General features: G+C 43.9%; 26 protein-coding genes. 6 read left to right on the top strand and 20 right to left on the bottom strand.

The genetic code is table 11. From position 1 onward, the window contains the following. Positions 1 to 117 precede the first annotated feature (117 nt). The 13 genes from rpsN to MHB63_13425 all read right to left on the bottom strand — a co-directional run bounded on the left by rpsN (position 118) and on the right by MHB63_13425 (position 12265). Positions 118 to 387: a 30S ribosomal protein S14 gene (rpsN, locus tag MHB63_13485; protein MEK3807527.1), complete on the bottom strand. Its 270-nt coding sequence runs from the start codon at positions 385 to 387 to the stop codon at positions 118 to 120. Between the two features lie 62 nt (positions 388 to 449). After that, entirely contained in the window at positions 450 to 797 is a 348-nt protein-coding gene (locus MHB63_13480; GenBank protein MEK3807526.1) for a hypothetical protein, read from the bottom strand. Between the two features lie 145 nt (positions 798 to 942). Next, a complete protein-coding gene (locus tag MHB63_13475; protein MEK3807525.1) occupies positions 943 to 2244 on the bottom strand; it encodes an aldehyde dehydrogenase in 1302 nt (433 codons plus the stop codon). A gap of 215 nt (positions 2245 to 2459) precedes the next feature. Next, entirely contained in the window at positions 2460 to 3311 is an 852-nt protein-coding gene (gene purU / locus MHB63_13470; GenBank protein MEK3807524.1) for a formyltetrahydrofolate deformylase, read from the bottom strand. A gap of 175 nt (positions 3312 to 3486) precedes the next feature. Next, the gene (locus tag MHB63_13465) at positions 3487 to 4260 is read right to left on the bottom strand and encodes a dipeptide/oligopeptide/nickel ABC transporter ATP-binding protein (protein MEK3807523.1); all 774 of its coding nucleotides are present in this window, start codon (positions 4258 to 4260) and stop codon (positions 3487 to 3489) included. Next, on the bottom strand, positions 4217 to 5242 hold the full coding sequence (locus tag MHB63_13460) for an ABC transporter ATP-binding protein (GenBank protein ID MEK3807522.1): 1026 nt from the start codon (positions 5240 to 5242) through the stop codon (positions 4217 to 4219). The genes MHB63_13465 and MHB63_13460 overlap by 44 nt, the downstream gene beginning before the upstream one ends. Positions 5243 to 5262: 20 nt before the next feature. Beyond that, a complete protein-coding gene (nikC, locus tag MHB63_13455; GenBank protein MEK3807521.1) occupies positions 5263 to 6123 on the bottom strand; it encodes a nickel transporter permease in 861 nt (286 codons plus the stop codon). Continuing rightward, positions 6120 to 7064: a nickel ABC transporter permease gene (gene nikB / locus MHB63_13450; GenBank protein MEK3807520.1), complete on the bottom strand. Its 945-nt coding sequence runs from the start codon at positions 7062 to 7064 to the stop codon at positions 6120 to 6122. Before nikB ends, nikC begins: the two co-directional genes overlap by 4 nt. Before the next feature lies 1 nt (position 7065). Next, the gene (gene nikA, locus MHB63_13445) at positions 7066 to 8625 is read right to left on the bottom strand and encodes a nickel ABC transporter substrate-binding protein (GenBank protein ID MEK3807519.1); all 1560 of its coding nucleotides are present in this window, start codon (positions 8623 to 8625) and stop codon (positions 7066 to 7068) included. A 96-nt stretch (positions 8626 to 8721) separates the two neighbouring features. Then, positions 8722 to 9594, bottom strand: coding sequence for a DMT family transporter (locus MHB63_13440; GenBank protein ID MEK3807518.1), 873 nt, complete (start codon positions 9592 to 9594; stop codon positions 8722 to 8724). Beyond that, positions 9588 to 10850 (bottom strand): opine metallophore biosynthesis dehydrogenase, encoded by a 1263-nt coding sequence (locus MHB63_13435; GenBank protein ID MEK3807517.1) that lies wholly within the window; start codon positions 10848 to 10850, stop codon positions 9588 to 9590. Before MHB63_13435 ends, MHB63_13440 begins: the two co-directional genes overlap by 7 nt. Beyond that, positions 10847 to 11665 (bottom strand): nicotianamine synthase family protein, encoded by an 819-nt coding sequence (locus tag MHB63_13430; GenBank protein MEK3807516.1) that lies wholly within the window; start codon positions 11663 to 11665, stop codon positions 10847 to 10849. The genes MHB63_13435 and MHB63_13430 overlap by 4 nt, the downstream gene beginning before the upstream one ends. 126 nt (positions 11666 to 11791) lie before the next feature. Next, positions 11792 to 12265 carry an S-ribosylhomocysteine lyase gene (locus MHB63_13425; protein MEK3807515.1) on the bottom strand — a complete coding sequence of 158 codons (474 nt, stop codon included), beginning with the start codon at positions 12263 to 12265 and terminating at the stop codon, positions 11792 to 11794. Positions 12266 to 12404: 139 nt separating this feature from the next. On the opposite strand from MHB63_13425, the gene yidD reads away from it, so the two are divergent. After that, a complete protein-coding gene (gene yidD / locus MHB63_13420; protein MEK3807514.1) occupies positions 12405 to 12635 on the top strand; it encodes a membrane protein insertion efficiency factor YidD in 231 nt (76 codons plus the stop codon). On the opposite strand, the gene MHB63_13415 is transcribed toward yidD, so the two are convergent. Next, a complete protein-coding gene (locus tag MHB63_13415; protein MEK3807513.1) occupies positions 12623 to 13186 on the bottom strand; it encodes a carbonic anhydrase in 564 nt (187 codons plus the stop codon). The two genes, yidD and MHB63_13415, sit on opposite strands and share 13 nt — an antisense overlap. 148 nt (positions 13187 to 13334) lie before the next feature. Between MHB63_13415 and MHB63_13410 the strand changes: the two genes are divergently transcribed. Continuing rightward, positions 13335 to 14510 carry a GTP-binding protein gene (locus MHB63_13410; protein ID MEK3807512.1) on the top strand — a complete coding sequence of 392 codons (1176 nt, stop codon included), beginning with the start codon at positions 13335 to 13337 and terminating at the stop codon, positions 14508 to 14510. A 121-nt stretch (positions 14511 to 14631) separates the two neighbouring features. After that, complete coding sequence (locus MHB63_13405) at positions 14632 to 15672, top strand: zinc ABC transporter substrate-binding protein (protein ID MEK3807511.1); 1041 nt, start codon at positions 14632 to 14634, stop codon at positions 15670 to 15672. Positions 15673 to 15700: 28 nt separating this feature from the next. Here MHB63_13405 and MHB63_13400 read toward each other — a convergent pair whose 3' ends face one another. Both MHB63_13400 and MHB63_13395 read right to left on the bottom strand, forming a co-directional pair. Beyond that, entirely contained in the window at positions 15701 to 16621 is a 921-nt protein-coding gene (locus tag MHB63_13400) for a CobW family GTP-binding protein (GenBank protein MEK3807510.1), read from the bottom strand. 74 nt (positions 16622 to 16695) lie between these two features. Beyond that, a complete protein-coding gene (locus tag MHB63_13395) occupies positions 16696 to 16938 on the bottom strand; it encodes a type B 50S ribosomal protein L31 (GenBank protein MEK3807509.1) in 243 nt (80 codons plus the stop codon). A gap of 180 nt (positions 16939 to 17118) precedes the next feature. Between MHB63_13395 and MHB63_13390 the strand changes: the two genes are divergently transcribed. The 3 genes from MHB63_13390 (at position 17119) to MHB63_13380 (ending at position 19823) form a co-directional block, all read left to right on the top strand. After that, entirely contained in the window at positions 17119 to 18471 is a 1353-nt protein-coding gene (locus MHB63_13390) for a cytochrome ubiquinol oxidase subunit I (protein MEK3807508.1), read from the top strand. 27 nt (positions 18472 to 18498) lie between these two features. Beyond that, positions 18499 to 19542: a cytochrome d ubiquinol oxidase subunit II gene (locus MHB63_13385; GenBank protein ID MEK3807507.1), complete on the top strand. Its 1044-nt coding sequence runs from the start codon at positions 18499 to 18501 to the stop codon at positions 19540 to 19542. A gap of 122 nt (positions 19543 to 19664) precedes the next feature. Then, positions 19665 to 19823, top strand: coding sequence for a DUF1540 domain-containing protein (locus MHB63_13380; GenBank protein MEK3807506.1), 159 nt, complete (start codon positions 19665 to 19667; stop codon positions 19821 to 19823). A gap of 66 nt (positions 19824 to 19889) precedes the next feature. Here the strand turns inward: MHB63_13380 and MHB63_13375 are convergent, their stop codons facing one another. The 4 genes from MHB63_13375 to MHB63_13360 are packed head-to-tail and all read right to left on the bottom strand — an operon-like array spanning position 19890 to position 23793. Further along, positions 19890 to 20774, bottom strand: a complete 885-nt coding sequence (locus tag MHB63_13375; GenBank protein MEK3807505.1) for a metal ABC transporter permease — start codon at positions 20772 to 20774, stop codon at positions 19890 to 19892. Beyond that, complete coding sequence (locus MHB63_13370) at positions 20771 to 22087, bottom strand: iron chelate uptake ABC transporter family permease subunit (GenBank protein MEK3807504.1); 1317 nt, start codon at positions 22085 to 22087, stop codon at positions 20771 to 20773. The genes MHB63_13375 and MHB63_13370 overlap by 4 nt, the downstream gene beginning before the upstream one ends. 6 nt (positions 22088 to 22093) lie before the next feature. Beyond that, positions 22094 to 22852: a metal ABC transporter ATP-binding protein gene (locus tag MHB63_13365; GenBank protein MEK3807503.1), complete on the bottom strand. Its 759-nt coding sequence runs from the start codon at positions 22850 to 22852 to the stop codon at positions 22094 to 22096. A gap of 14 nt (positions 22853 to 22866) precedes the next feature. Beyond that, complete coding sequence (locus MHB63_13360; protein MEK3807502.1) at positions 22867 to 23793, bottom strand: zinc ABC transporter substrate-binding protein; 927 nt, start codon at positions 23791 to 23793, stop codon at positions 22867 to 22869. Positions 23794 to 23974 lie beyond the last annotated feature (181 nt).

The raw sequence follows: 23974 nt of genomic DNA, 5'->3' as shown, positions 1-23974 counted from the left end.
TTATTTATTTAAGTTGTACTTTTATTGAAAATAGATGCAATCTTTTTTGGCATAAACAAATAAAAAGCATACCACGGCAAATGGTATGCTTCAGTCACCTATTATCAGAGTTCTATCTTACCAGCTTGATTTTTTCACACCGGGAAGCTGTCCTTTATGCGCAAGCTCGCGGAAGGCAATTCTCGAGAGCTTAAATTTACGCAAATACCCTCTGGGTCTCCCTGTTACCTCGCAGCGGTTTTTCAGGCGTGTCGGGGAAGAATCACGCGGCAGCCTGCGCAATGCTTCAATATCTCTGTTTTGCTCTAATTCTGCACGCAGTTCCCGGTATTTTTCAACAAGCTCCTGTCGCTTTTTTTCTTTTGCCACTTTTGACTTTTTGGCCATATCCATTCAACCCTTCTTTTTCGTAATTATTACGATTTAAAAACCATACTGTTTCCGCACATTTATGCTAGAAAGAGGTAATGCTTTTTGTTGTTTTCTGATCCATTTTCCATTCGCTCTGTACAGTCGATCCATTTATAAGTACTCAGTTTCTGTTCTAGCTTTTTGTTGATTTCGGCTTCTGTTTCCTTCATCAGCCGGTAAACTTCTTCAGCACTTATACTAAACCTGTTCGCTGCTTCATGATAAGGCGACACTTTTACGAGCATGTTCAGAAATTGTTCTTTTGTTTCGCATTGAGACGCAAGTTCATCTTCTCTGCTCTCTATATATTGATAAACTGTTCGTTTCGTCTCAGATAGACCTGCAATGATTCCCTTTGCAAGGACGTTCATTCCTTTTTCATTCAATCTCAGCACCCCGGTTTCGATGAGAGTCAACCCAAATCGTAATAAATACGATTTATAATCATTATACATTTTCTATATCTAAATGAAAAGCCTGCAGAGGAATATATTTCTCTCTGCAGGCTTGAGGTACTTTTGTCTATAAACATTACTTAAAGGAGCGTCTAAGAATACTCTTAGAATGTGTAAACGTATCAAAGCTCGCTCGGCCGTGGTAGGCACCCATGCCGCTGTCTCCAACACCGCCGAATGGGAGGTAATGAGACGTCATGTGGCTGATGGTATCGTTGATTGCACCGCCGCCGAATGACAGGTTATGCAGCACTTCATTTTGAATGTTTTCATTTTCAGAGAAAAGATACAGAGCCAGCGGTTTTGGGCGCTCGGCAATCATTTCAATGGCCTCCGGAAGTTCATCGTATACAAGAACAGGCAGGATGGGCCCAAAGATTTCATCCTGCATCACAGAATCTTCCCAAGAAACATTGTCAAGAATTGTCGGTTCAATGAATAAACGTGATTTGTCGGATTTGCCTCCTGCAACTGCGTTTCCGCTTTCCAGAAATGCTTGCAGCCGGTCAAAGTGTCTTTCACTTACCACATGCGGATACTCATCTCCCGGCACATTTTCGCCATATGTCTTTGTAATAGCTTCTTTTATCTTCGCTATCAGCTGATCTTTCACTTCGCTCTTTACTAAAATATAGTCGGGTGCCACGCATGTTTGGCCGGCATTCATGAATTTCCCTCCGGCAATTCGTGCAGCCGCCTGATCCAAATCAGCATCGTCGTGGACAATAGCCGGACTTTTGCCTCCGAGTTCAAGTGTCACAGGCGTTAAATGCTCTGCGGCTGCTTTTGCGACAATTTTCCCCACTCCTGTACTGCCGGTAAAGAAAATATAGTCAAATTTCTCTTTTAACAGAGCTGTACTCGTTTCGACTTCCCCTTCTACCACTCGCAAATATTCCTCCGGGAAGTTGTCATTAATGAGCTTTGCCAAAAGTCCTGATGTGCGTGGTGTAAGCTCAGAAGGTTTCAGCACCGCACAGTTTCCCGCTGCTACCGCGCCAGCAAGCGGATTGACGGCAAGCTGGAATGGATAGTTCCAAGGGGCAATAATAAGTGCTGATCCATACGGTTCTGATAAGATAAAGCTTTCTGCCCCTTCATGTGTAGACGGGGTATCTGCTTTCTTCGGTGCAGACCAGGAAGTTACATTCTCGGCCATAAAATCTATTTCACTCAAAACAAGGCTTATCTCTGCGCGCTTCGCTTCAACTTCAGGTTTATTCAGATCAGCTTTCAAGGCGTCAAGAATCTCCTGTTCATTGCTTATGATAAGCTCTTTCAGTTTAGTCAGTGTCTGGATTCGGAATTGAACATCCTTCGTTTTCCCGCTTCGGAAAAATGACTGTTGTTTTGCTGTAAGTTCTTGATAGTTTTCCATATCGCATTCTCCTTCATGGGTCTATTTTTTGAAGCATTCTTTCTTTAGCAGCTCTGCAAAACAGAGAAATAAGCTATATAGAAGTTAACGCAGACAACGATACTCCTCTTGAAGAATAGGGTCAATTACTTTGCTCAGGGCCCGTATTCAAATTAATGCGAAAACAGCAAAAAAAAAGAGACCAGTCTGCAATCGACTGATCTTTCGTTAGTTTTTCAGGGAAATACTACCGTTTTATTTTCATAAACGAGTACCTTATCATCCAGATGCCACCCTACGGCGCGTGACAGCACAAGCTTTTCAACGTCTCTTCCAACCCGTTTCAGATCCTTAATCTGATATCTGTGGCTTACCCGCTCAACATCCTGCTCAATGATTGGACCCTGGTCAAGCTCTTCTGTTACATAATGGGCGGTTGCCCCGATAATTTTCACGCCGCGGTCATAGGCTTGATTATAAGGTTTGCCTCCAACAAAGGCAGGCAGGAATGAATGATGAATGTTAATAATCCGGTTCTTAAAACGTTCAATCATAACAGGGGGAATAATCTGCATGTATCTCGCCAGAACAATGGTATCCACACCTGCATCTTCCAAAAGTTCAAGATGTGTTTTTGCCGCCTCTTCTCTTGTTTCCTTCGTTGCCTGCACATGGTGATAAGGAATTCCGAACGGCTCAACAATTTCCCGCATTTCATTATGGTTGCTGACAATCATGGCTATTTCTGCAGCAAGTTCGCCGAGGCGGTACCGCTGCAGCAGATCCTGAAGACAGTGATCTTCTTTTGAAACAAAGATGGCGATCTTCTTTTTATCACTCGCGCAGGACATCCGCCATTTCATTTGAAACGCCGCTGCCGTCTGCTCAAACCGGTTTCTCAGTTCACTTATCTGATCTTCAATGCCATGAAGCTGAAATTCAATTCTCATAAAAAAAAGACCGCCGACCGGGTCGGTAGAATGCTGATCCGAGTGAATAATGTTGGCTCCCTCATCAGCTAAAAAACGTGAAACCGCTGCAACAATACCCGGGCGGTCCTCACATGAAATCAATAATCTTCCTATCACACTGAATCCTCCTCGGCCCGCATGTGCTCACTGTACGGACATATGTATAATCAATGTGAACAGTATAACGAATCGACCGTTTTTAAGCAACGCCTTTACCGGACATCAGCTTCTTTTCTGAAATACTTATTTCCTAGATATACGACATCTACTAACGGCCCTTACCCCCTAATATTCAGGTGAAAGACCGGCAGTAACCAGCATCTGTAAGTTGCTTCGTGTATGGGTGACGTTTGTCCTCAAAGAGCTCTGCTGGAGAAAAGACATCAAGCAGATTACCGTCCTTCAACACACAGATTTGATCGCTCATAAACCGGACGGCAGCTATGTCGTGGGAGATAAACAGAAACGACATGCCGAGCTCTTCCTTCAGCTCCTTGAGCAGGTTCAATATTTGCGCCTGGACAGATACATCAAGGCTTGACGTTGGTTCATCCAAGATGAGAAGTTTTGGTTCAATGCTGATTGCCCGGGCAATGGCTGCGCGCTGTCTCTGGCCACCGCTGAGCTGATGCGGGTAACAATCCAGGTGCCTTTCGCTCAAGCCAACTTTTTTTATAAGGTGCAGCGCCATTTTTTTTCTGTCCGCTTTTACGTCAGATAAGTAATCAGGAACAGCTTCCGGATAGTTTTCAAGCGGCTCTGCGACCGTTTTCCAAATAGGCAGTTTGGGGTTCAGTGAAGCATGAGAATCCTGAAATACAACCCCAATGTGACGCCTTATTTTCTTAAGATATTTTCCCTTTTGTTCCCTCAGCACAATTCCGTTTATTGTGATCTCTCCGCTGTCAGCTGAATCAAGTCCAACTATCAGCTTTGCAAGCGTACTTTTGCCGCTACCGCTTTCGCCTATCAGCCCGAGGCACTTCCCTTCCTGAACAGTGAGAGAAACGTCTTTAAGAACGTTATGATCCCTGTAAAACTTTGTGATCCGGCTGACTGTCAGCACCTGTCTTCTCTCCTTTCATGTCCGCATGACAAGCAGACCAATGATGAACACTCTTTTCCTGAAACGAAGGAAATGTCATGCACTCCGGCATCACTTCCGGACAGCGAAGGGCAAACGGGCATCCTGTTTCAGCTGAAAGACCAGGCTCGCCTTCAATACTTGGCAATCTTCTGGGTACACTTCCCGCAAGTTTAGGCTGTGTGCTTAATAAAAGTTTCGTATAAGGATGCGCGGGTTCTGAAGCGATCATCTCTGTTGGGCCATGCTCAACGATTCTCCCACCGTACATGATCATCATCTTGTCTGTCCGTTTCAACAAATGATTCAGATTATGTGATATAAGGAGAACCGCACAATTAATCTCTTTTTGCAGGTCAGCAAGAAGCTGAAGAATTGATTCTCCCGTCAAAACATCAAGGGCCGTCGTCGGTTCGTCTGCAATAATAAGTGAAGGCTTCATCATCAGCGATGACGCAAGTGCTGCTCTTTGCAGCTGTCCTCCGCTGAGCTGATGGGGATAGCTATTAAACGTCCTTTTTGCAGGAAGTTTCACCCGTTCCAGCCAGTAAAGAATCTCCTGTTCAGCGTTCGCTTTACTTACTTGACGGTGAGATTTAATCGCTTCGACAAGCTGTCTACCAATTTTAAGAAAAGGCGAAAAACTTCCTTGATAGTTTTGGAAAATGTACGTCACATCTTTTCCTCTTATCTTCTGCATTTTTTTTTCTTTCATGGCTGTTAAATCATTTCCGGAAAAAAAGATGCTTCCTTTTGATAGATGGACAGAAGGAGGCAGCAGACCCAGTACAGCTGCTGCTGTCATACTCTTCCCGCTGCCGCTTTCTCCTGCAAGTCCAATCATTTCTCCTGCCTTGATCTTGAGATTTAAATCTTTTACAAGAATTCTGCTCTCATGTTTATTCGTTAGTGCTATTGAAAGGTTGCTTACGGTTAACACTGTTTTATCATTCTGTGCGTTCAATGCTCTTTTCACCTCCTGGCCTACCTGCTTTTTACATCAAGCCGGTCTCTCAGGCCTTCCCCTATTAAGTTGCATGATAAAACAACCAGAAAGATGGCAAGACCGGGATAAATCATCAATTCCGGGTACGTTTGAAAATAAGGCCTGCCGTCATTCAGCATGGCTCCCCATTCAGGGTTGGGAGGCTGTGCACCGAGGCCTATGTATGATAAAGATGAGATAATCAAAATCACTTTCCCAATATCCAGTGCTGCGAGTATGAGAACCGGCGACAGAATGTGAGGCAGTATATGCCTTCTAAGAATCTTCCAGTCAGAGCATCCTCCAACCTTTGCGGCAAGAATGTACTCTTTTTCCTTTTCCGAAATCACAATGCCCCTTACTAAGCGGGTGTAGGTGATCCATTTCACTGCGACAACAGCAATCATTAAATTTGTAAGGCTTGGACCTAAAAATCCGGCAATGGCAATCGCCAGAATAAATTCCGGCAAAGCAAGAAGCCCGTCTGCCGTTCTCATGAGAAAAGCATCAAACTTGCCCCCTGCATACCCCGACAGAAGGCCGAGAGGAAGACCTAGACAAAGAACACTTGCCACAACAAGCGCTGTGATGCCGAGAGTTGCTTTTGCCCCTACCATCAATCTTGTAAAAATGCACCTGCCGAGATTATCTGTTCCAAGAGGGTATTGCAGACTTGGAGAAGCAAACCGCTCCCCCATATTTGCTGTATAAGGATCATTTGAAACAAGCAGCGGGCCCGCAATCGAAAGAACGGCAATGAAAACAAGCAAAGCTGCTCCTGTCACTATCATTAATCTGCCTGAAAAAATAGTTCGCTGCAGATGGCGGACGTTTTTTTTCACCTGCGGAAAAGTATTCATTTCGCTTCCTCCTTTCCTCTTCTGATTCGGGGATCAATGAGAAAATACGAAAGATCTGTCATCAGATTCATCGCTACAACAAAAACTCCTGTTACTAATACATAACCCTGTATGATTGGGTAATCGCGGGCAAAAATAGCGTCGACCGCCATACTTCCAAGCCCGGGCCAGGAAAATAAGATTTCAATCACGACCGCTCCCCCAAGAAGACTTCCCATACTCAGACCAAGCACCGTCATGACAGGCAAAAGTGCAGCCCGGATAGCATGAATCCACAGAATGCGCCATTCTTTCACCCCTCTTGCTCTTGCTGCCCGGACATAATCTTCGGAATAGCTTTCCATTAAACCCGAGCGCAATAATCTTGCATAAACAGCTGCCAGTGAAAACCCTAAAGCAAATGAGGGCAAAATGGATTGAGACCACTCTCCAAATCCATTCGAAGGCAGCAGCTGAAGCTTAAAGGCAAAAACATAAATAAGCATCAGTCCCAGCCAGAAGCTTGGAATTGATGCTCCAATCAGCGCAAGCACTCTGCTGACATGATCCGGCCATTTTCCCGGAAAGCGTCCTGCTGCAATACCGAGCGGAAGAGCGATAGACACCATGACAAGAAGTGCTCCCCCCGCAAGCTCCAATGTAATCGGCAAGCGCTCCATCATTTCTTCCCAGACTGGATTACCGCTCATGTAGGACTTTCCAAGATCAAGCTGGAGCAGCCCAACCATCCACTTTCCGTACTGAACATATAGGGGCTGATCAAAGCCGAGCTCTTTTCTGAGCTCAGCCTGATCAGCATCTGTCACCATCATTTCATCAGCGTTTAATATCAGCAAAACCGGATCACCCGGTGCAAGCTTCATCAGTCCGAATGTAAAAACAGACAAAATGAACATGATCAGCACCAGCTGAATGACACGCTGTTTTATTAGAGGAAGCATGCTACTTCACATCCATTGAATGAGTTAAAATATAATACTCCTCAGCCGTGGGATTAAAGTTTTGAACCCGCTCGTTTACTCCTACCAGTATGTTTGGGTAAACAGCATAGCTGTGCGCGAATTCTTTGTTGATGATGCCTGCTGCATCCCTTGTCAGCTGCGTTCTTTTTTCTAAATCGGCTGTTGTATTGAGTTCTTTGATCAGTTCATTCAATTCAGGTATCGAAATCTTCCCGACATTTAGAGCACCTGTCTCTGTAAAGGCAGAATTCAGAAAATAGCTCCCATCTCCCCGTGGAGACGTATTGTTGCTGTATGTAGCAAGATCCCAGTCTTTATTTTGGGCAAGGTGTGTATCTGCATTTTCAACATTTTTAATGTCAATTTCAATTCCTGCTTTTGCTGCATCCGACTGCAGAAGCTGTGCAATAAGCGGCAGTTCAGGACGTGCTTTGTATGTAATCAGTTCAAGCTTGAGGGGCTGTCCGTCTTTTTCCATTTTTCCTTGACCATTCTCTTTATAGCCGGCTTCAGTAAGCAAATCTTTGGCTTTCTCTACATCCAGTGCTTTAACTTTATCCTCTATGCCAAATGGAAGGGTGCTGTTAAACGGTCCATTTGCAGGAATTCCTTGTCCCAGCATTATGTCTTCTGCAGTGCTTTTGCGGTCAAGGAGCAAATCAAGCGCTTCTCTCACTTTAGCATCTGACACTTTAGGGCTTTGCTGATTGTATAAAATAAAATGCGCTCTAAGGCCAGGAACCGATTCAACCTTCAGTTCTTTATCCTTTTCAATCGGCTCTATGCCTTCTGCCGGAAGATTATAGACGATATCTGCCTCTTTAGATTGAAAAGCAAGTGATCTTACGTTAGCATCTTCATTGAATTTGATGACTGCTTCACTGAGCTTAGGATCTCCGGCCCAGTATCCGCTGAATTTTTCAACCTGAACTTCTTGATTTGAAATGAATTTTTTGACTTTGAACGGTCCTGTACCAATCGGGGCATTGTTAAATTTTTCTTCGCCCATCTCTTTTTCAGCTTCTGTGTTCACAATTGATGTATACGGGTTTACAAGCTCAGAAGGAAGAGCCGGATAGGGTTCTGTCGTGATAATGGAAAGCGTTTGTCCGTCAGCTTCCATTGATTGAATTTTCAGCGAATCTCCAAGGGACTCGTTTACAGCAATACTTCTTTCTAGAGAACTCTTTACTGCCGCAGCATCAAGTTTTTTTCCGTCCTGAAACTTGACCTCATCACGGATTGTAAATGTCCAGTGCACATTATTTTCTGTTTCCCATTTTTCAGCGAGCCAGCCTTCAATCTTTGAATCTTCATCAAGCTTAAGAAGCGTCTCTGTCACTCCTGCACGAATTGGGGTAAATCCTGTATGGGGATCCATGTTCGGCGACTTAAAGCTGAAGATCATCGATACCTTCTTATCCTTTTCTTCTTTTTCAGGATCAGCCTTGCTCTTTTCAGCAGAACATCCTGCAGCTGCAAGAATAAATAAGCCTATTAAAATAGCAATCAAGCTTTTCGAACCACAAAACGATTTCATCAAATCTACCACCCTTGATTAATTTAATTCGTAATAATTACGATTTACATTAGTAAATATTACTAGCTTCTTCAACATCGGTCAATGCCAATTTTTCTAAACAGAAGACGAGCGCCCCTGCACCACAGCTGTTTTTCTTTTCATCATAGACAGCAGAACACATGAAGCAACAATCAGTATACCGCCTGAAATGGTGATTGCATCCGGAATCTCTGACCAGAATAAAAAACCCCACAATGCATTAAAGACAATTCCTATGTATCTTGTCATTTCCACTACAACAATATTTTCATGGGTGAAAGCTTTCGTCAGGAAAATTTGGCCAAGAAGGGACACAACGCCAATGCAAATCAGGTAAAAGCATTCAAGCAGAGACGGTATGACAAATTCGTTCCACATGAGCGGTATGGAAAGAACCGTTCCGGTTGCGAGAAAATAAAAAACAATTTCATAAGACCGATGTGTTTTGCTGAGAAACCGAATAGATGTTGCGGCTCCTGCAGCAAACAGGGCACTTAATACACCTACAAGGGCATAGACTGAAAAAGACGAGAATTGAAACGGCTTAATCAAGAGTATTGCTCCAAGAAAAACAAGGGGAAGAACATAAAAGGTTGATTTTGAGACCTTTTCCTTTAAAAAAACCGCTGAGAGGAAAAAGACAAAAATGGTTGATAAGTGTGCAAGAATACTTGCATCAGCAAGCGGTATTTTTGAAATGGTGAAAAAGTAAGCATATAGATACATGGCACCGAGCATCCCTCTTACAAAGAGCATGGGAACACCCTTTTTTGAAAATACGGTTTTGCTTTGCCTCATCATCACGAAAATGATGACAGTGCCGATCAAGCTTCTGAAAAACATGATTTCTGAAGCAGGAATATTTAGGCTGACCGCTTTTACAAGGGCATTCATCACACTAAAAACGAGTGAGGATAAAACCGCAAGCATTACTCCATTTTTCAGCATGTTTCTCTCTTCCCTTCAGGATCATAGTTTTCAAACGCTTCACGTTGTGTTTCACTGAATTGTGCTGTTTCCTCTTCAAACGTCCTCAGCAACAAATGAGCCACAGGCATAGGGATGCCTGCTTTAAAAGCAAGTTCGGTCACCAGTTTCAGCTTGTGGTAGTCTTCAAGCGGAACTCTTGGAAGCACCCATTTTCCTGACCGGGACCGTCTCACCTGGGCAAACGGCACTTTTGAAAAATCAAAGTACGTTCCATTCTCATCCGGGACTGAAAAGGGATCAATCAAAATAGCCGTGTATCTGATGTACAGCAAATATTCCTGCTTCTGTGAACTGAACGAAGGGAACTCGCAAATATCATTTCTTGAGAGTGTATATTCGTGAACTGGATAGTTATCATCGTTTAAAAATTCCAATAGATTAATAGGACTTGCACCTAAACAAAGAACAACTTCTGAGATTTCTTTCCAAAGAGCGTTCATAGCTTTTATCGCATGCTGGGTAATCGGTCCTTCCGGATAAAGCTTATACATGGATTTTAAAGACTTGTCTTCTCTCAGTATCTCTCTCATCGCAACACAGTTCATAAACAATGGCGGATGGACATAGGTTGTTATGCTTCTTGCCTCGGCTTCAACTGCTGATGAAAGAATTTCCGATTCCGGGCCGGTACTTCTTAGAAAATCAGCCATAACAGGTGCAAAGCTGCTGTTTCTATGTGAGGAACCAACATACACTTTTTTTTTCAAAGCTTTTGTGAAAGCTGAAAACGGATCTTCTGCTGAAAACTTCGTCGCGGCATAATAAGCAGACAGGCTGATAACCTCTATATCTAATGCCAATTGCTCGACGATCATTGAAGCAGAGCCGATTCCAGGAGAGAGAAGAACCACTTGTTTTGCCCTTTTAAGATTCTTTATGTTTATCTCTTTTAAAACTTCAATGTATATATGGCTTGGCGTGCATAGTATAATCGTCTCCCATAAATCGTTCACTTCACCTAAAGATGGGTAAAAATAATAAATGGCGGCTTTTCCGTTCAAGCTTTGATCTAAGTGAGGAGCAAATAAGGACGACACTTCAAATCCATTTAGTTCAAAGTATTTCTGAAGTTGTTCGGAATGTTCTCCGGCCCGGTTGGCTAAGCCCAATTTATTTGAGTATCCTCCTTTTGCAGCTTGTACTGCTGCTGCAAAGGCTGCCGGTCCCGCCCCTGCAATCAGCGTGTTCCCAAAAGCATGCGAATTTAATGTCATGAATATTCGACTTCCTTTCCTGTTAATGCCTGCACTTTTGTCAGCATAAGTGTATCGTAGAAGCGTTTATCCGGATAAACCGGTTCTGTTTTCCAGACCGACTCCGGTGAATCATGGTACGGATAGTTAAAAATAGATTTAAGGCCATTTCCATAGCGCAGAATCACTTTTGCTCCATACGGAAGAAGGGATGCAAGCTGCTCAATAATGGCCGTTTTTTCTCTTACAAGGGATGCAATCACAACATGCGTGGCACTTTTAATGGCAGGCAGCTCTTTAACCGGCTCGCTTGTAAATCGCACGTTCTCCTTTAAACCTGACAGATAGGCAATTTCCCTGCCCATTTCGACAGCTTCCTCATCAATATCAAGACATGTTAACCGTGCCCCTGTTTCCTTTGCGATTGTTAGAGCGGAAAGAGGAAAAGCTCCAGATCCAATGAAGAATACCTCTGATTCCCTCGAAATTCCGCACCTGACTGCATCCTTTTTCACCGCGGATGAAAGCGCGGAAAAATAACCCGACAGATCAGCATTGCTTTTTGACGTGCATACAGATTGATGTTTCTCCAGAGCAGCAATTGCAGCGGAAGACGTTTCTCTAAGCAAACTGGCATATTTTCTGATTTCCTGATCACTTTCCCATAAAAGCCATTGTTTTTCGTTTTTTTCATCTGTGACAAATGCAGAAAGTTCATCCAGTTTTTCTGTCAGCATCTCACAGCACGGGCTGCTTTTTTTAATAAAGACCGATAATTCTGCTATTTCGTGCAAAAGCATTTTTATTGACACTAAAAATGTGTATTTGTCTTTCAAATTACCCCTCCTACAAAACGTAATAATTACGATTTGAAGTGTATCATTCACTTCTTTCCACCGTCAATCAGGTAAAAAGGCTCAAAAAAACAGCACCCCGCATCGCAGGGCGCTGTTCTCTGTTCATTATCCAAAAACCTTTGCAAGGTCTTTCTTATCCTGATCAAGCCAGAAACGCATAAGTCGCTTGGCTCCTTCTAAATCATGAAGTTTAGCCTGGCCGCACTGCTTTTCGTTGGCTGCCGGAATTTCAGTAATTTCGATGGCATCTTTTAAAGTATCTTCAAGAAGATCGATAATTTCTTCAACCTTCGGCTCGCCGCTCACTACCAGGTAGTAGCCGGTCTGGCAGCCCATTGGTGAAATATCGATGATATCAAAATGATCGTATTTTTCAGCATGCGTGCGGATATTGAATGCAAGCAGATGCTCAAGTGTGTGGATTACATCCGGCTTCATTGCCTGCTTATTCGGCTGGCAGAAGCGGATATCAAATTTATTAACAAGTCCGTCTGTTCCTACTTTATGAACGCCGCAATGTCTGACATACGGGGCAACGACTGCATTATGATCAAGGTCAAAGCTTTCTACTGATGGCATAGTACCACTCCTTTATTACGTCTCTTTTTATCATACAATTAATTCCGATAAAATTCATCACTTTTGTCTGAATAAGTGTTTCCAATTTTAACTTTTTCCCACTTGCAGTATACTTAAGGCATACAGAGAGGTGATTAAAATGAAACAGCTGTTTATCGCACTGATCCGCTTTTATCAGAAATTCCTTTCGCCGATGAAACCCCCGTCATGCCGTTTTTATCCGACATGTTCCCACTACGGACTCCAATCTGTCAAACGGTTTGGGGCTTTAAAAGGCGGTTATCTGACCGTAAAACGAATCCTGAAGTGCCATCCTTTTCATCCCGGGGGCTTTGATCCGGTTCCGGAAAAAAAGGATCAGACGCCGTAGCCGTCCACTACTAAATCAAGCTTTCCTGTAGACGGATCAATCACAAGTCCGTGTACAGGAACATCAGCCGGAAGCAATGGGTGGTTGCGGATAACGTCTACACTGTGTTTTACACTGTCTTCGACTTTATTAAACCCTTTCAGCCAATCATCAAGCTGAATTCCTGAATAACGGAGCGTATCAATTTTATCCTGGGTAATTCCCCGGTTTTTTGCTTTTTCAAGAAATGACTCCGGGTTAAGGGCACTCATGCCGCAGTCATGGTGACCGACAACGCATACTTCGTCTGCGCCAAGCTCCATAACAGCTACAAGAATACTTCTCATGATACTCCCAAACGGATGGGCAACAATCGCACCTGCACTTTTGACAATTTTAACATCGCCGTTCTTGACGTTCATTGCCTGCGGAAGAAGCTCGACAAGTCTTGTATCCATACAAGTTAAAATGACCATTTTTTTGTCAGGAAATTTTGTCGTCTGATATTTTTCGTAGTCTCTCTTCTCTACAAACTGGGAATTGTGTTCAATAATTTCTTCTAACAATCTCATCTGCTATTCTCCTTACAAAGTGGTATAGTTTGGCTGCATGTAATAGGCAGCTTTTTAATTACTATATCATAACACTTGTTTTTTAGGCGCGTTTTACTATATGATGTAAATCGTAATAATTACTATTTATAAAAGCTGGAGGATTATGATGAGAAAACAAATTCCCGTTACGGTTTTAAGCGGATATCTTGGAGCCGGAAAAACGACCCTTTTAAAACATATACTTGAGAACAAAGAAAACAGGCGGATCGCTGTAATTGTCAATGATATGAGCGAAATCAACATTGACGGGAGCCTGATTAAAAATACCGTCAGCCGTACAGAAGAAAAACTGGTGGAAATGCAAAACGGCTGCATTTGCTGTACGCTGCGCGAGGATCTGATGATTGAAGTCGAGCGTCTTGTGAAGGAAGGAAACATAGATTATATCGTTATCGAATCATCCGGCATCAGCGAACCGGTGCCTGTTGCCCAGACATTCACCTACATTGACGAGGAGATCGGCATTGATCTGTCTGCATTCTGCCGTTTGGATACAATGGTAACGGTTGTGGACGGGAACCGCTTCTGGGAGGATTTCTCTTCTGGTGAAAATCTTCTTGACCGGAAGCAGGGAACAGATGAAAACGATACAAGAGAAGTCATTGACCTGCTGATTGATCAGATTGAATTTGCTGACGTTCTTCTTCTAAACAAAACAGATTTGCTGGAAGAGGAAGATGTGAATGAATTATATGGTGTACTGAGGAAATTAAATCCGGATGCAAGGATATTGAAAACAGCCTTCAGCCATGTTCCGCTGGCTGAAATTATGGACACTAACAGATTTGACTTTGAAAAAGCCAGCCAGTCCGCCGGCTGGATCAAGGAACTTAACGAAGAGCATGTGCCGGAGACAGAGGAATACGGCATTTCTTCCTTTGTTTACAGAAGACGGAAGCCGTTCCATCCGGAGCGGTTCATGAACTGGCTTGAGAATTGGCCCCAGGATGTAGTGAGAGCAAAAGGTTTTTTCTGGCTTGCATCAAGAAATGATACTTCTGGCCTTCTTTCACAGGCAGGCACCTCCATTATGATTCAGGGAGCAGGAGAATGGGTGGCCGCTTATACGGAGGACGAGCGTATTCAAACACTGAAGGATGAACCTGAGCTGCTTGAACGCTGGGACACGGAATTTGGAGATCGCATGACGGAACTTGTTTTTATCGGGATTGACCTTAAACGGACAGATGTGGAAGCTTCACTTGACGAATGTCTCCTGACAGATGAAGAAATGACATCAGACTGGTCCTCCATGCATGACCCGCTTCCTGCTTTTTCATAATTGTGAGAATGGTTTTTCTTTTTACATTAAAGTATTTACGGTTCTCAAATCGTAAGTATTACGATATAATGTGAAAGGAAATGATGAAACCAACGAAATTTTTATATATAAGGAGCTTACAATGAGAAAAAAAGGTTTATCTATGGCACTGGCACTGCTGCTTGGAACAGCTCTTGCAGGATGTGCAGACAGCGGAAATGAAACAACCGGGGACGAAAAGGACAAGCTGAAGGTTTATACCACCATCTTCCCTGTTCAGGATTTCACTGAAAAAATCGGAGGAGACGCTGTAGAGGTTGAAAGTGTGTACCCTGCTAATGCAGATGCCCATACGTTTGAACCTTCTACAAAAGATATGGTTGCCATGGCTGAGGCGGATGCCTTTATCTACTCAGGTGTCGGACTTGAAGGATTTGCCGAAAAAGCAACTGAAACCCTGCAGTCAGAAGATGTGAAAATCATCAAAGCGGGCGAAGGAATTGAGCTTGCTGCTTCCTCTCATAACGAAGAAGCACATGCTGAAGAAGAAGGACATGACGACCATGCCCATGAGGAAGAGCATGCTGATCAAGAGGGACATGACGACCATGCTAAAGAAGAGGAGCACGCAGCTGAGGAAGAGCACGCCCATGATCATGGAGATAAAGATCCCCACATCTGGCTTGACCCAGCACTTGCCATCCAAATGGCTGAGAACATTAAAAACAGCCTGACAGAGCTTCATCCGGAATCAAAAGATGAATTCGAGAAAAATTTCACTGCGCTTAAAGCAGATTTAGAAAAACTAGATGCTGATTACAAAGAAACAATCGACGCTGCTGAAAAGAAAAAAATTCTGGTTTCTCATGCTGCGTACGGCTACTGGGAAAACCGCTACGGCATTGAGCAGATCAGCGTTTTAGGACTTTCTCCAACACAGGAGCCATCTCAAAAGCAGCTTCAGACCATCGTTGAAACAGCGAAAGCAAACAAAATCAATTATGTGATTTTTGAGAATAACGTCAACAGCAAAATCTCAGACATTGTGAAAAGTGAAATTGGCGCAGAAAGCCTAACCCTATCCAACCTTGAATCCATTTCAGAAGAAGATGCTGAAAACAAGGAAGACTATTTCAGCATCATGAAGCGCAATCTTGAAACGTTAAAAACTGCTCTTCAATAAAAATACCGGCCAAACTTGGCCGGTATTTTTATATGTGTTTCTTTACAAATAACTGCTGTATTCTTTCTGCAGGCAGATTCTGCCCAATCAGAATTAGAACGGGCTTTTCGCTCTCAACCACTTCTTTAGATATAACCGCTTTACCCGCAGCATACTGCATCTCCCTCATTGTGCCTTTCACAATAAGATGCCCTTTTGAACGGATCAAACCATCTATATCTCTCAGGATGGATTCAAGATCCGAAAGCTCCATGACCTGCGGATTCTCAATTTTAATTGTGCCAATAGTGTGATGGTGGTGATGGTGCCCTGCTCCCTCACTGAGTGTCAGGGCAGCATGGCGCTGTTCTATCAGTTTTTCAAATGGTACGTTTCCATACGATGCATCATACATTTCTACATCTTCCGGAACAGTTTTCCGGATTTTTTTCTTTACTTTTTCCAGGTCTTTATCCCTTGCTAGGTCAATTTTGTTCAGAATCAGCAAATCAGAAGAAATAATCTGTTCTTTCAGCAGAGAGCGGATTTCCTTCGAGCTTGAGAACATGCTCTGGTAGTCCAGGTAATGACTGGCATCGACAATTCCGATCATTGAAAGAAGCTCATAGTCATCAAACAGTGCCGGAGAAAGAAGCACGTCTTTAATTTCCAGCGGATTCGCCACTCCTGTTCCTTCTATTAGAAGAACATCAACAGACTGCTCTGCTTTAAATGCTTTGAGCGTCGTCACAAGATCATCCTGAATGGTGCAGCAAATACAGCCATTTAACAGCTCATGGACCTGCTGATCTTTAAATAAATGCTTCTCAACGTTCTCATCGCCAAGTTCATTTAAAATAATGCCTACTTTTTGTCCTCTGTTTTTCAGCTCATCCGCCATTTTTACAAGAAGCGTTGTTTTGCCGCTTCCCAAAAAACCGCTTATAGTATAAACGGGTATTTTTTTCATGTAAAAAACCTCCCTGCCAGTAGATTATCATACAGAAAAGATGCCCTGGAACATGATGCTCCAGGGCTCCCTTTTTACATGTTGTATTTTTTCTTGAAGCGCTCTGCGCGTCCGTCGCGGTCTGCGAATTTCTGGCGCCCTGTGTAGAATGGATGTGTATCAGAGCTGATTTCAAGTTTGATCAGAGGGTACGTATTGCCGTCTTCCCACTCTGTTGTTTCATTCGATTTTTGAGTAGAACCGCTCAAAAATGTAAAACCGCTGTTTGTGTCCATATATACAACTTTATGATAATCCGGATGGATACCCTGTTTCATTTACAGCACTCCTTTAATCGTAATTATTACGTTTTATATATTACTCCCTTTCCGGCAATTTGTCAACGCTCCTGTCTGAAATGAAATTTCTTTTGAGGAACATCCTAAGCATATTTTATGGAAAAATGCGGACAATAAGGAAAGATTGTTACAACCATGGGAAAGAAAGGCGGAAAACAGATGGATGATCTCGTACTTGCCAGATCCTTGTTCGGGACGACAATGGGCTTTCATATTATTTTTGCATCGCTTGGTGTAGGCCTCCCTCTAATGATTTTAATAGCAGAGCTTCTTTTTCAAAAAACGAAGGATCCTGATTATGCCGTGATGGCAAAACGGTGGACAAAAGGACAGGCCGTGCTGCTCGGTGTTGCTATCCCTACAGGAACGATTGCAGGCGTGCAGCTTGCCTTGCTGTGGCCGGGATTCATGGAAGTTATCGGCCGGGTTATGGCCCTTCCTTTTCAGATTGAAATTTATGCCTTTTTTGTGGAGGCGCTGTTTATGTCCATTTATGTGTATGCTGCAGACCGCATCTCCCCGAGAATGAGGATTGTCAGTGTATCACTTGTTTTAATCGGGGCCGCAGCATCTGCGATTCTCATTACAAATGTCCATGCGTTTGAAGGAACTCCCGCGGGCTTCCGAATTGAAAATGGAGAAATCGTTGATGTTGATCCTTGGGCTGCATTTTTCAATCCAAGCTTCATCGTAACGGCTGGACATGTCGTTGTTTCTGCATTTATGACCGGCGCATTTGTTATTGCTTCAATTGCTGCGTATAAAATGCTCCGAAACATGAAAAATGAGAGGCTATACAAGTTTCACCGCAAGGCGCTCATGATGGGGCTGATTGTCGGAGGCATTTTCTCATTTTTGACCGCTTTGAATGGACACGAATCTGCCCAGATGCTGCATGAATATCAGCCTGAGAAGCTTGCTGCAGCAGAAGGGCTATTTGAAACGCAGCGCTATGCTCCGCTTGCTGTCGGCGGATTTACAGACAGAGAAACCCAGGAAGTCAAATGGGGAATTGAAATTCCGTGGGCACTCAGCTTTTTGGCAGACAACAGCTTTGAGACAGAAGTCATTGGATTAAATGACTTTCCGGAAGAATATTGGCCTCCGCTGTTTGTCCATACCCTGTTTAATGCCATGGTGGGAATCGGAAGCCTGCTGATTCTCCTTTCCCTGATCGGATTTTTCTGGTACAAAATTCTGAAGCGGCCCCATTTTCCGAAATGGCTGCTTGTACTGTTTGTACCATCAGGTATTCTGTCCATGCTTGCAATTGAGTTTGGCTGGATTTTCGCTTGTACAGGAAGACAGCCTTGGGTGATTTACCGTCTGCTCAAGACAGAGGATGTGGTGACAGCTTCAGGTCAGATTGGCACGCTCTTTATTTTGTTCACCCTTGTTTATGCGATATTGGGTCTGGCCGTAATTCTTGTGCTTGTCTACTACTTTAAACGCAATCCGGTTGAAAATGAGCTAGATAAGCGAGGAGACGGAGATGGCGTCAGTGTTTATTAAAACGATTACGAAGGAGGCGCTGCAAAGATGACAACAGATGCTCTGCTTGCCATTACGGTTGTCTGGGGATTTGTCTTTATCTATGCTGTTATGGCGACGATGGACTTTGGAGCGGGATTTTGGTCCATGGTTTACATCAACAAAGAACGGACAAACGCAACAAACATTGCCAATCGCTATTTATCGCCAACCTGGGAGGTAACGAATGTTTTTATCGTTGCAATTGTTGTCGCCCTGTTCAGTTTTTTTCCGGGGGCAACGTTTATCCTGGGCACTGTGCTTTTGATTCCGGGCAGCATCATTCTGCTGCTGCTCGCAATCCGAAGCGGTTTTCTCGTTTTTTCCCACTATTCAAAATCAGGATACGGCAAACTGCTGACGTACGTTTCAGGGATCTCCGGCTTTATCATACCGGCAATCCTGCTTTTAGTCCTTCCGATTACACATGGCGGCTACATTGAAGTAATCGACGGCGCCCATCAGCTTCAGCTTGATAAACTTTTCACAAGTCCGAATGCCTATGCATTCAGCGGGTTTGCCATTACGAGCACGCTATTTCTTTCTTCGCTTCTGCTGTCGGATTATTCAAATGTGGCGAATGAACCTGAGGCATATAAAGTATACAGACGGGATGCCCTGATCCTCGGACCGCTTTCGCTTGTAATGGGCTTTCTGATCATGCTTACGCTTCGGAATGAAGCTAACTGGCTTTACACCAACATGATGGAGTATTTGCCATTTTTAATCGGCTCGGTAGCGATGTTTGTCATTGCCGGCGGAGCGCTGTTTCTCCCATCCCAAAAGGATAAGAAAAAACTTGGCCGCCCGAGGCTTGCTGTAGTAGCGGTCGTCATTCAGTATTTTCTGGCAAGCTACGCCTATGGCCGGGCACATCTGCCTTACATGCTCTATCCTGATGTGACCATACAAGACGGCTTTACACACCCGAACACGTTTCATGCCGTCTTTATCACCTACATCGTCGGATTCCTCATCCTTTTCCCTGGCTTCTTCTATTTCTGGCGGCTGTTCATGAAAGACAAACGCTATTTGGATCAAAAAGAAAGCTGAGGGTCAGTCCCGCACCTCGTTAACAGATTAACGCAGAGCGGGACTGACCCCTTTTCACGTATGAAAGTCAGTAAAGTAAGCAAAACTAACAGATGAACCTTAATTAAAAGGAGGGTATTTTTATGCCAAGAGAAGTAAGGTGCGAAGTAAATAACTGTGAGTACTGGGGCAATGGCAACCAGTGTACGGCTGATGCCATTTATGTTGTGAGCCATAGAGGCGACACGGCTTCACGCAGTGAAGAGACAGACTGTAAAACATTTAAACCTCATGATTTGTAAAATGATCTAGTGAAAAGGACAGCTGGCGGCTGTCCTTTTCTTTATTATTGATAATGAGAATCATTTTTATTCACTGGCAGAAGCAAAATTTCTTTTTGCAAGCCATTTTGCAAGCATGCCGTGTGTTGGCGAAAAAAGAAAGGCCAGGAAAAAGATTGCCCCTGCTGCTGTTGCCATTGCGCCGGCTATGGAAACATTCAGCCAAGTTGCCGACCAATAGCCAAGAACGGCAGACAGAACACCAATACCTGAGCTGATCACGAGCATATGCGACAGTTTATCTGTCAGCAGATAGGCCGCTGAAGCAGGAACAATCAGCATCGCAACCACTAATATCGCTCCGACACTGTCAAAGGAAGCTACCGTTGTAATCGAGAGCATCCCCATTTGCAGATAATGCATCACAAGGACAGGGATGCCAATGGCAGCTGCCATTTGAGGATCAAAAGACGTTATTTTGAACTCCTTATAAAACAGCGCGATCAGAATGAGATTAATCACAAGGACCGAACCAAGCATCCAGACCGCTTTTGGCCCAACATCCATTCCTGCAAGTGTAAGGGTATTCCACGGAATAAAGGTGATTTCCCCCATTAATGCATGATCGACATCAAGATGTATATTCCCTCCAAAAAGCGACAGCAAAATAACTCCGACGGCAAAGAGGGATGTGAATACGACTCCAATTGCCGCATCGGACTGAACCCCTTTCGCATTCAGCACCTGGACTAAAAAAGCTGTCAGAAGGCCGACTATAGCTGCCCCTATAAACATAGAAACGCCGTCAAGACTCTTGCTGACAAAATAGGCACCGACTATGCCAAGCAGAACAGAGTGGCTGATCGCATCAGCAAGCATCGCCATTCGCCTGAGAATCAGAAAACAGCCAATGATCGCACATGTAATGCCGACGAGCGATCCTGTCAAAAGAATCCATGCATCATAACTCATTGAACCTGCCACTCCTTTCTATTTAAAGCATTTGCGGTTTTTGGCAGCAGTTTCGGCTCTCTGCTGTGATCTTTCAAAAGGCCCATCAGCCTCTTCTTCATATCGAACGACATTTTCTCCACATCGACATCGTCCCTGCTTTTAAGCTGAAGCTGGGCAAGCTCCATTTCGTGCATCAAATACATCTCATACAGCCTCTGATTCAAGGTCAGCTCATAAGCATGCTTCAAACCGCTGTCTGTCAATCTCCATTGATCGCTCCCGACCTGCATGACAAGCTTCTTCTTTTCAAGTTCCTTGACCGATTTATTGATCAGACTTTGGGAAACCTTTCTTTTACTGAGAACATCTTCGAGGGAAAATGCCCCATTCACACCGGCATTCTCCGTCACATCGTAAAAAGAGAGAAGAAGCTGTTCAACAGACGTTTTCCTTTTCAGTTTCCACTGTTTCACCGCTTTGGACACGAGGCCCCTTTTCGGTGCAAAAACAAGGGATATCAAAAACAGAATCGTCGCTGCAACAATAATCAGCGGCCCGGTCGCCATTCCGTCTGTTGTCGTGCTGAGAAGAGTCCCTGCAACACCTGAAATCCCTCCTATAAGCCCTGCAATAAGAACCATATGTCCAAGCTTATCCGTCCAATATCTTGCAGCAATCGCCGGAGTGATCAGCATGGCTGCCATTAAAATAACACCAACCGTCTGGAGGCCGATTACAACTGCGCAGACAATCAGGACCATCAGCAGGCCATTCAGAAATGTTGTCGGCAGGCCAATTCCTTTTGCAAATTGAGGATCAAACGTCAATAATTTGAACTCTTTAAAGAAAAGAGCGGTAAGGAGGAGCAGGGCAGCTGCAATCCAAGTAATAATCTGAACATCCTGACCGACCATGGATGCCGCTTTTCCAAATATAAAATCACTCAGTCCGCTCTGATTTCCCCCCCGGTTATGCTGAATATAAGTCAGCAGCACAATCCCAAACCCAAAGAAAACGGACAAAACAAGGCCAAGGGCTGAATCCTCTTTTATTCTTGAGTTCTTGATAATGACCCCAATCAGCCATGCGGCAAGCATTCCCGAAACCGCAGCTCCAACAAGAAACCACAGCAATGATTTAGAACCGTATAGGAGATATGCCATACAAACTCCGGGCAGAGCGGCATGGGCCATTGCATCGCCGATCAGGCTCTGTTTTCTAAGAAGAGCGAAGCTTCCAAGGACTCCGCTTGCAAGACCGAGAAGCATTGTTCCGACAAGCACCCACTGCGTATTTTGATTTTGCAGCTGATAGATTAATTCCTCCATCATTTTTCTTCACTCCTGTTTGGTTTCGTCTACAAGCACCTGCTGATCCTGCAAGAAAGTGAGTCTGCCCCCGTAGGTTTTCTGAAGGTTCTCCATTGTAAAAACCTCACTCGTCGGGCCAAAAGCAATTTTCCTCAGGTTCAAAAGCAATACCCAGTCAAAGTATTCTTCTACAGTCTGCAGATCATGGTGCACGACCAGCACCGTCTTTTTTCTTGCTTTCAATTCGTTAAGAAGAGAGATAATGGCTTTTTCCGTTGCTGCGTCAACGCCCACAAATGGTTCATCCATAAAATAAACGTCTGCATCCTGTGCAAGGGCTCTTGCAAGAAAAACACGCTGCTGCTGGCCGCCTGAAAGCTGGCTGATTTGCCTGTCGGCAAAATCCAGCATACCCACTTTATTCAGGCACTCCTTTGCAAAAGCCGTGTCCATTTTGCCCGGCCTTTTCATCCAGCCCACATGGCCGTAGCGCCCCATCAGCACAACATCAAGGGCATTTGTCGGAAAGTCCCAGTCGACTGAACCTCTTTGAGGCACATAGCCGACCCGCTTACGCTGTTTTTTATATGAATCTCCATAGATTTCAACTTCTCCCGAGGCTGAAGGGATCAGCCCGAGTACAGCTTTTATCAGCGTGGATTTCCCTGCCCCGTTTGGACCGATAATTCCGATCAATTTTCCTTCAGGGACCTCAAAACCAACCTCTTGAAGAACAGGTTTCCGGTGATAGGCTACCGTCAAATTGTTAACTGCTACTGGTTTCATACTTAGCACCTGCCTTATTTCAATGACGAAACGATTGTATCGATATTGTGTTTGAACATTCCAAGATACGTTCCTTCTTCAGATCCTTTTTCTCCCATGGCATCTGAATAAAGCTGTCCGCCGATTTTCACGTCATGACCGTTTTTCTTAGAGCCTTCGACAACCGCGTTAATGGATTTTTCAGAAATGCTGCTCTCAACGAACACAGCCTTAATTTCTCTTTCTGTCAGCAATTCCACTAAATTTTGAACATCCTTCAGGCCATATTCAGAATCTGTGCTCAGTCCCTGAAGGCCCATTACTTCAAAGCCGTATGCCTTCCCAAAGTATGCAAATGCATCATGGGCGGTAACCAGAACTCTTCTCTCTTCAGGAATGGATTGAACCTGCTCTTTTGCATATTGGTCCATTTCTGCAAGCTTCTCTTTATAGGCAGCTGCATTGGCAGCAAACTCCTTTTTGTTTTCAGGAGAAAGCTTGCTCAGCTCATCTTCTACTTTATCAACGGTGTACATCCATAATGAAATATCAAACCAGACATGTGGATCATGTGCTTTTTTATTGGCCGGATCACTCATTAATTTCGTTTTGGGTATCGTCTCTGCTACTGGAACAGTCGGCTTTTCATTTGACATTTTTTCAAAGATCTCACCCATTTTGCCTTCCAGATGGAGACCATTGTAAAAAATAATATCAGCCTTATTCAGCTTCTGAATGTCTCCCTGTGAAGCCTGATACAAATGGGGATCAATTCCCGGTCCCATCAGAGAAGTTACTTCTACATGGCTGCCTCCGACATTCGCTGCAACATCCGCAATCTGAGCAATTGTCGTCGTTACCTGAACTTTGTCATTTTCCCCTCCGCCTGTGCTCTTGCTGCAGGCAGACATAATTGCCGTAAACATGAAAACCGCAATCAGCATACTGAATCTTTTTTTCATAGAAATCCTCCTTTTCGTCAATCAACAAATGTTTCCCATGTGCAAATTTTAAGGTAAAAAAAGTCTTTCTTTCGCTGAAGCATCATATGAAAGAAAGGTAGGTTGAGTGCCAATAAGTTAGCTTGTTTCATGATTTGTTGACAAGTATAAGTTTTTTGCCCTTATGCAAAATTTAAATCAT

Source organism: Bacillus sp. FSL H8-0547, assembly GCA_038002745.1.
Lineage (GTDB): Bacteria > Bacillota > Bacilli > Bacillales > Bacillaceae > Bacillus_P.
The sequence above is the reverse complement of the archived record's forward strand: the minus strand, read 5'-3'. Positions and strand labels throughout refer to the sequence as shown.

Excerpts from the sequence above, each read along its gene's own strand:
- MHB63_13365 (MEK3807503.1), bottom strand. The coding sequence starts at position 22,852 with ATGAAACCAGTAGCAGTTAACAATTTGACGGTAGCCTATCACCGGAAA.
- MHB63_13475 (MEK3807525.1), bottom strand. The coding sequence starts at position 2,244 with ATGGAAAACTATCAAGAACTTACAGCAAAACAACAGTCATTTTTCCGA.
- MHB63_13385 (MEK3807507.1), top strand. The coding sequence starts at position 18,499 with ATGACAACAGATGCTCTGCTTGCCATTACGGTTGTCTGGGGATTTGTC.
- MHB63_13435 (MEK3807517.1), bottom strand. The coding sequence starts at position 10,850 with ATGACATTAAATTCGCATGCTTTTGGGAACACGCTGATTGCAGGGGCG.
- MHB63_13415 (MEK3807513.1), bottom strand. The coding sequence starts at position 13,186 with ATGAGATTGTTAGAAGAAATTATTGAACACAATTCCCAGTTTGTAGAG.
- nikB (MEK3807520.1), bottom strand. The coding sequence starts at position 7,064 with ATGCTTCCTCTAATAAAACAGCGTGTCATTCAGCTGGTGCTGATCATG.
- yidD (MEK3807514.1), top strand. The coding sequence starts at position 12,405 with ATGAAACAGCTGTTTATCGCACTGATCCGCTTTTATCAGAAATTCCTT.
- MHB63_13360 (MEK3807502.1), bottom strand. The coding sequence starts at position 23,793 with ATGAAAAAAAGATTCAGTATGCTGATTGCGGTTTTCATGTTTACGGCA.
- MHB63_13380 (MEK3807506.1), top strand. The coding sequence starts at position 19,665 with ATGCCAAGAGAAGTAAGGTGCGAAGTAAATAACTGTGAGTACTGGGGC.
- MHB63_13400 (MEK3807510.1), bottom strand. The coding sequence starts at position 16,621 with ATGAAAAAAATACCCGTTTATACTATAAGCGGTTTTTTGGGAAGCGGC.
- MHB63_13395 (MEK3807509.1), bottom strand. The coding sequence starts at position 16,938 with ATGAAACAGGGTATCCATCCGGATTATCATAAAGTTGTATATATGGAC.
- MHB63_13375 (MEK3807505.1), bottom strand. The coding sequence starts at position 20,774 with ATGAGTTATGATGCATGGATTCTTTTGACAGGATCGCTCGTCGGCATT.
- MHB63_13390 (MEK3807508.1), top strand. The coding sequence starts at position 17,119 with ATGGATGATCTCGTACTTGCCAGATCCTTGTTCGGGACGACAATGGGC.
- MHB63_13405 (MEK3807511.1), top strand. The coding sequence starts at position 14,632 with ATGAGAAAAAAAGGTTTATCTATGGCACTGGCACTGCTGCTTGGAACA.
- MHB63_13440 (MEK3807518.1), bottom strand. The coding sequence starts at position 9,594 with ATGCTGAAAAATGGAGTAATGCTTGCGGTTTTATCCTCACTCGTTTTT.
- MHB63_13370 (MEK3807504.1), bottom strand. The coding sequence starts at position 22,087 with ATGATGGAGGAATTAATCTATCAGCTGCAAAATCAAAATACGCAGTGG.
- MHB63_13425 (MEK3807515.1), bottom strand. The coding sequence starts at position 12,265 with ATGCCATCAGTAGAAAGCTTTGACCTTGATCATAATGCAGTCGTTGCC.
- nikC (MEK3807521.1), bottom strand. The coding sequence starts at position 6,123 with ATGAATACTTTTCCGCAGGTGAAAAAAAACGTCCGCCATCTGCAGCGA.
- nikA (MEK3807519.1), bottom strand. The coding sequence starts at position 8,625 with ATGAAATCGTTTTGTGGTTCGAAAAGCTTGATTGCTATTTTAATAGGC.
- rpsN (MEK3807527.1), bottom strand. The coding sequence starts at position 387 with ATGGCCAAAAAGTCAAAAGTGGCAAAAGAAAAAAAGCGACAGGAGCTT.
- MHB63_13410 (MEK3807512.1), top strand. The coding sequence starts at position 13,335 with ATGAGAAAACAAATTCCCGTTACGGTTTTAAGCGGATATCTTGGAGCC.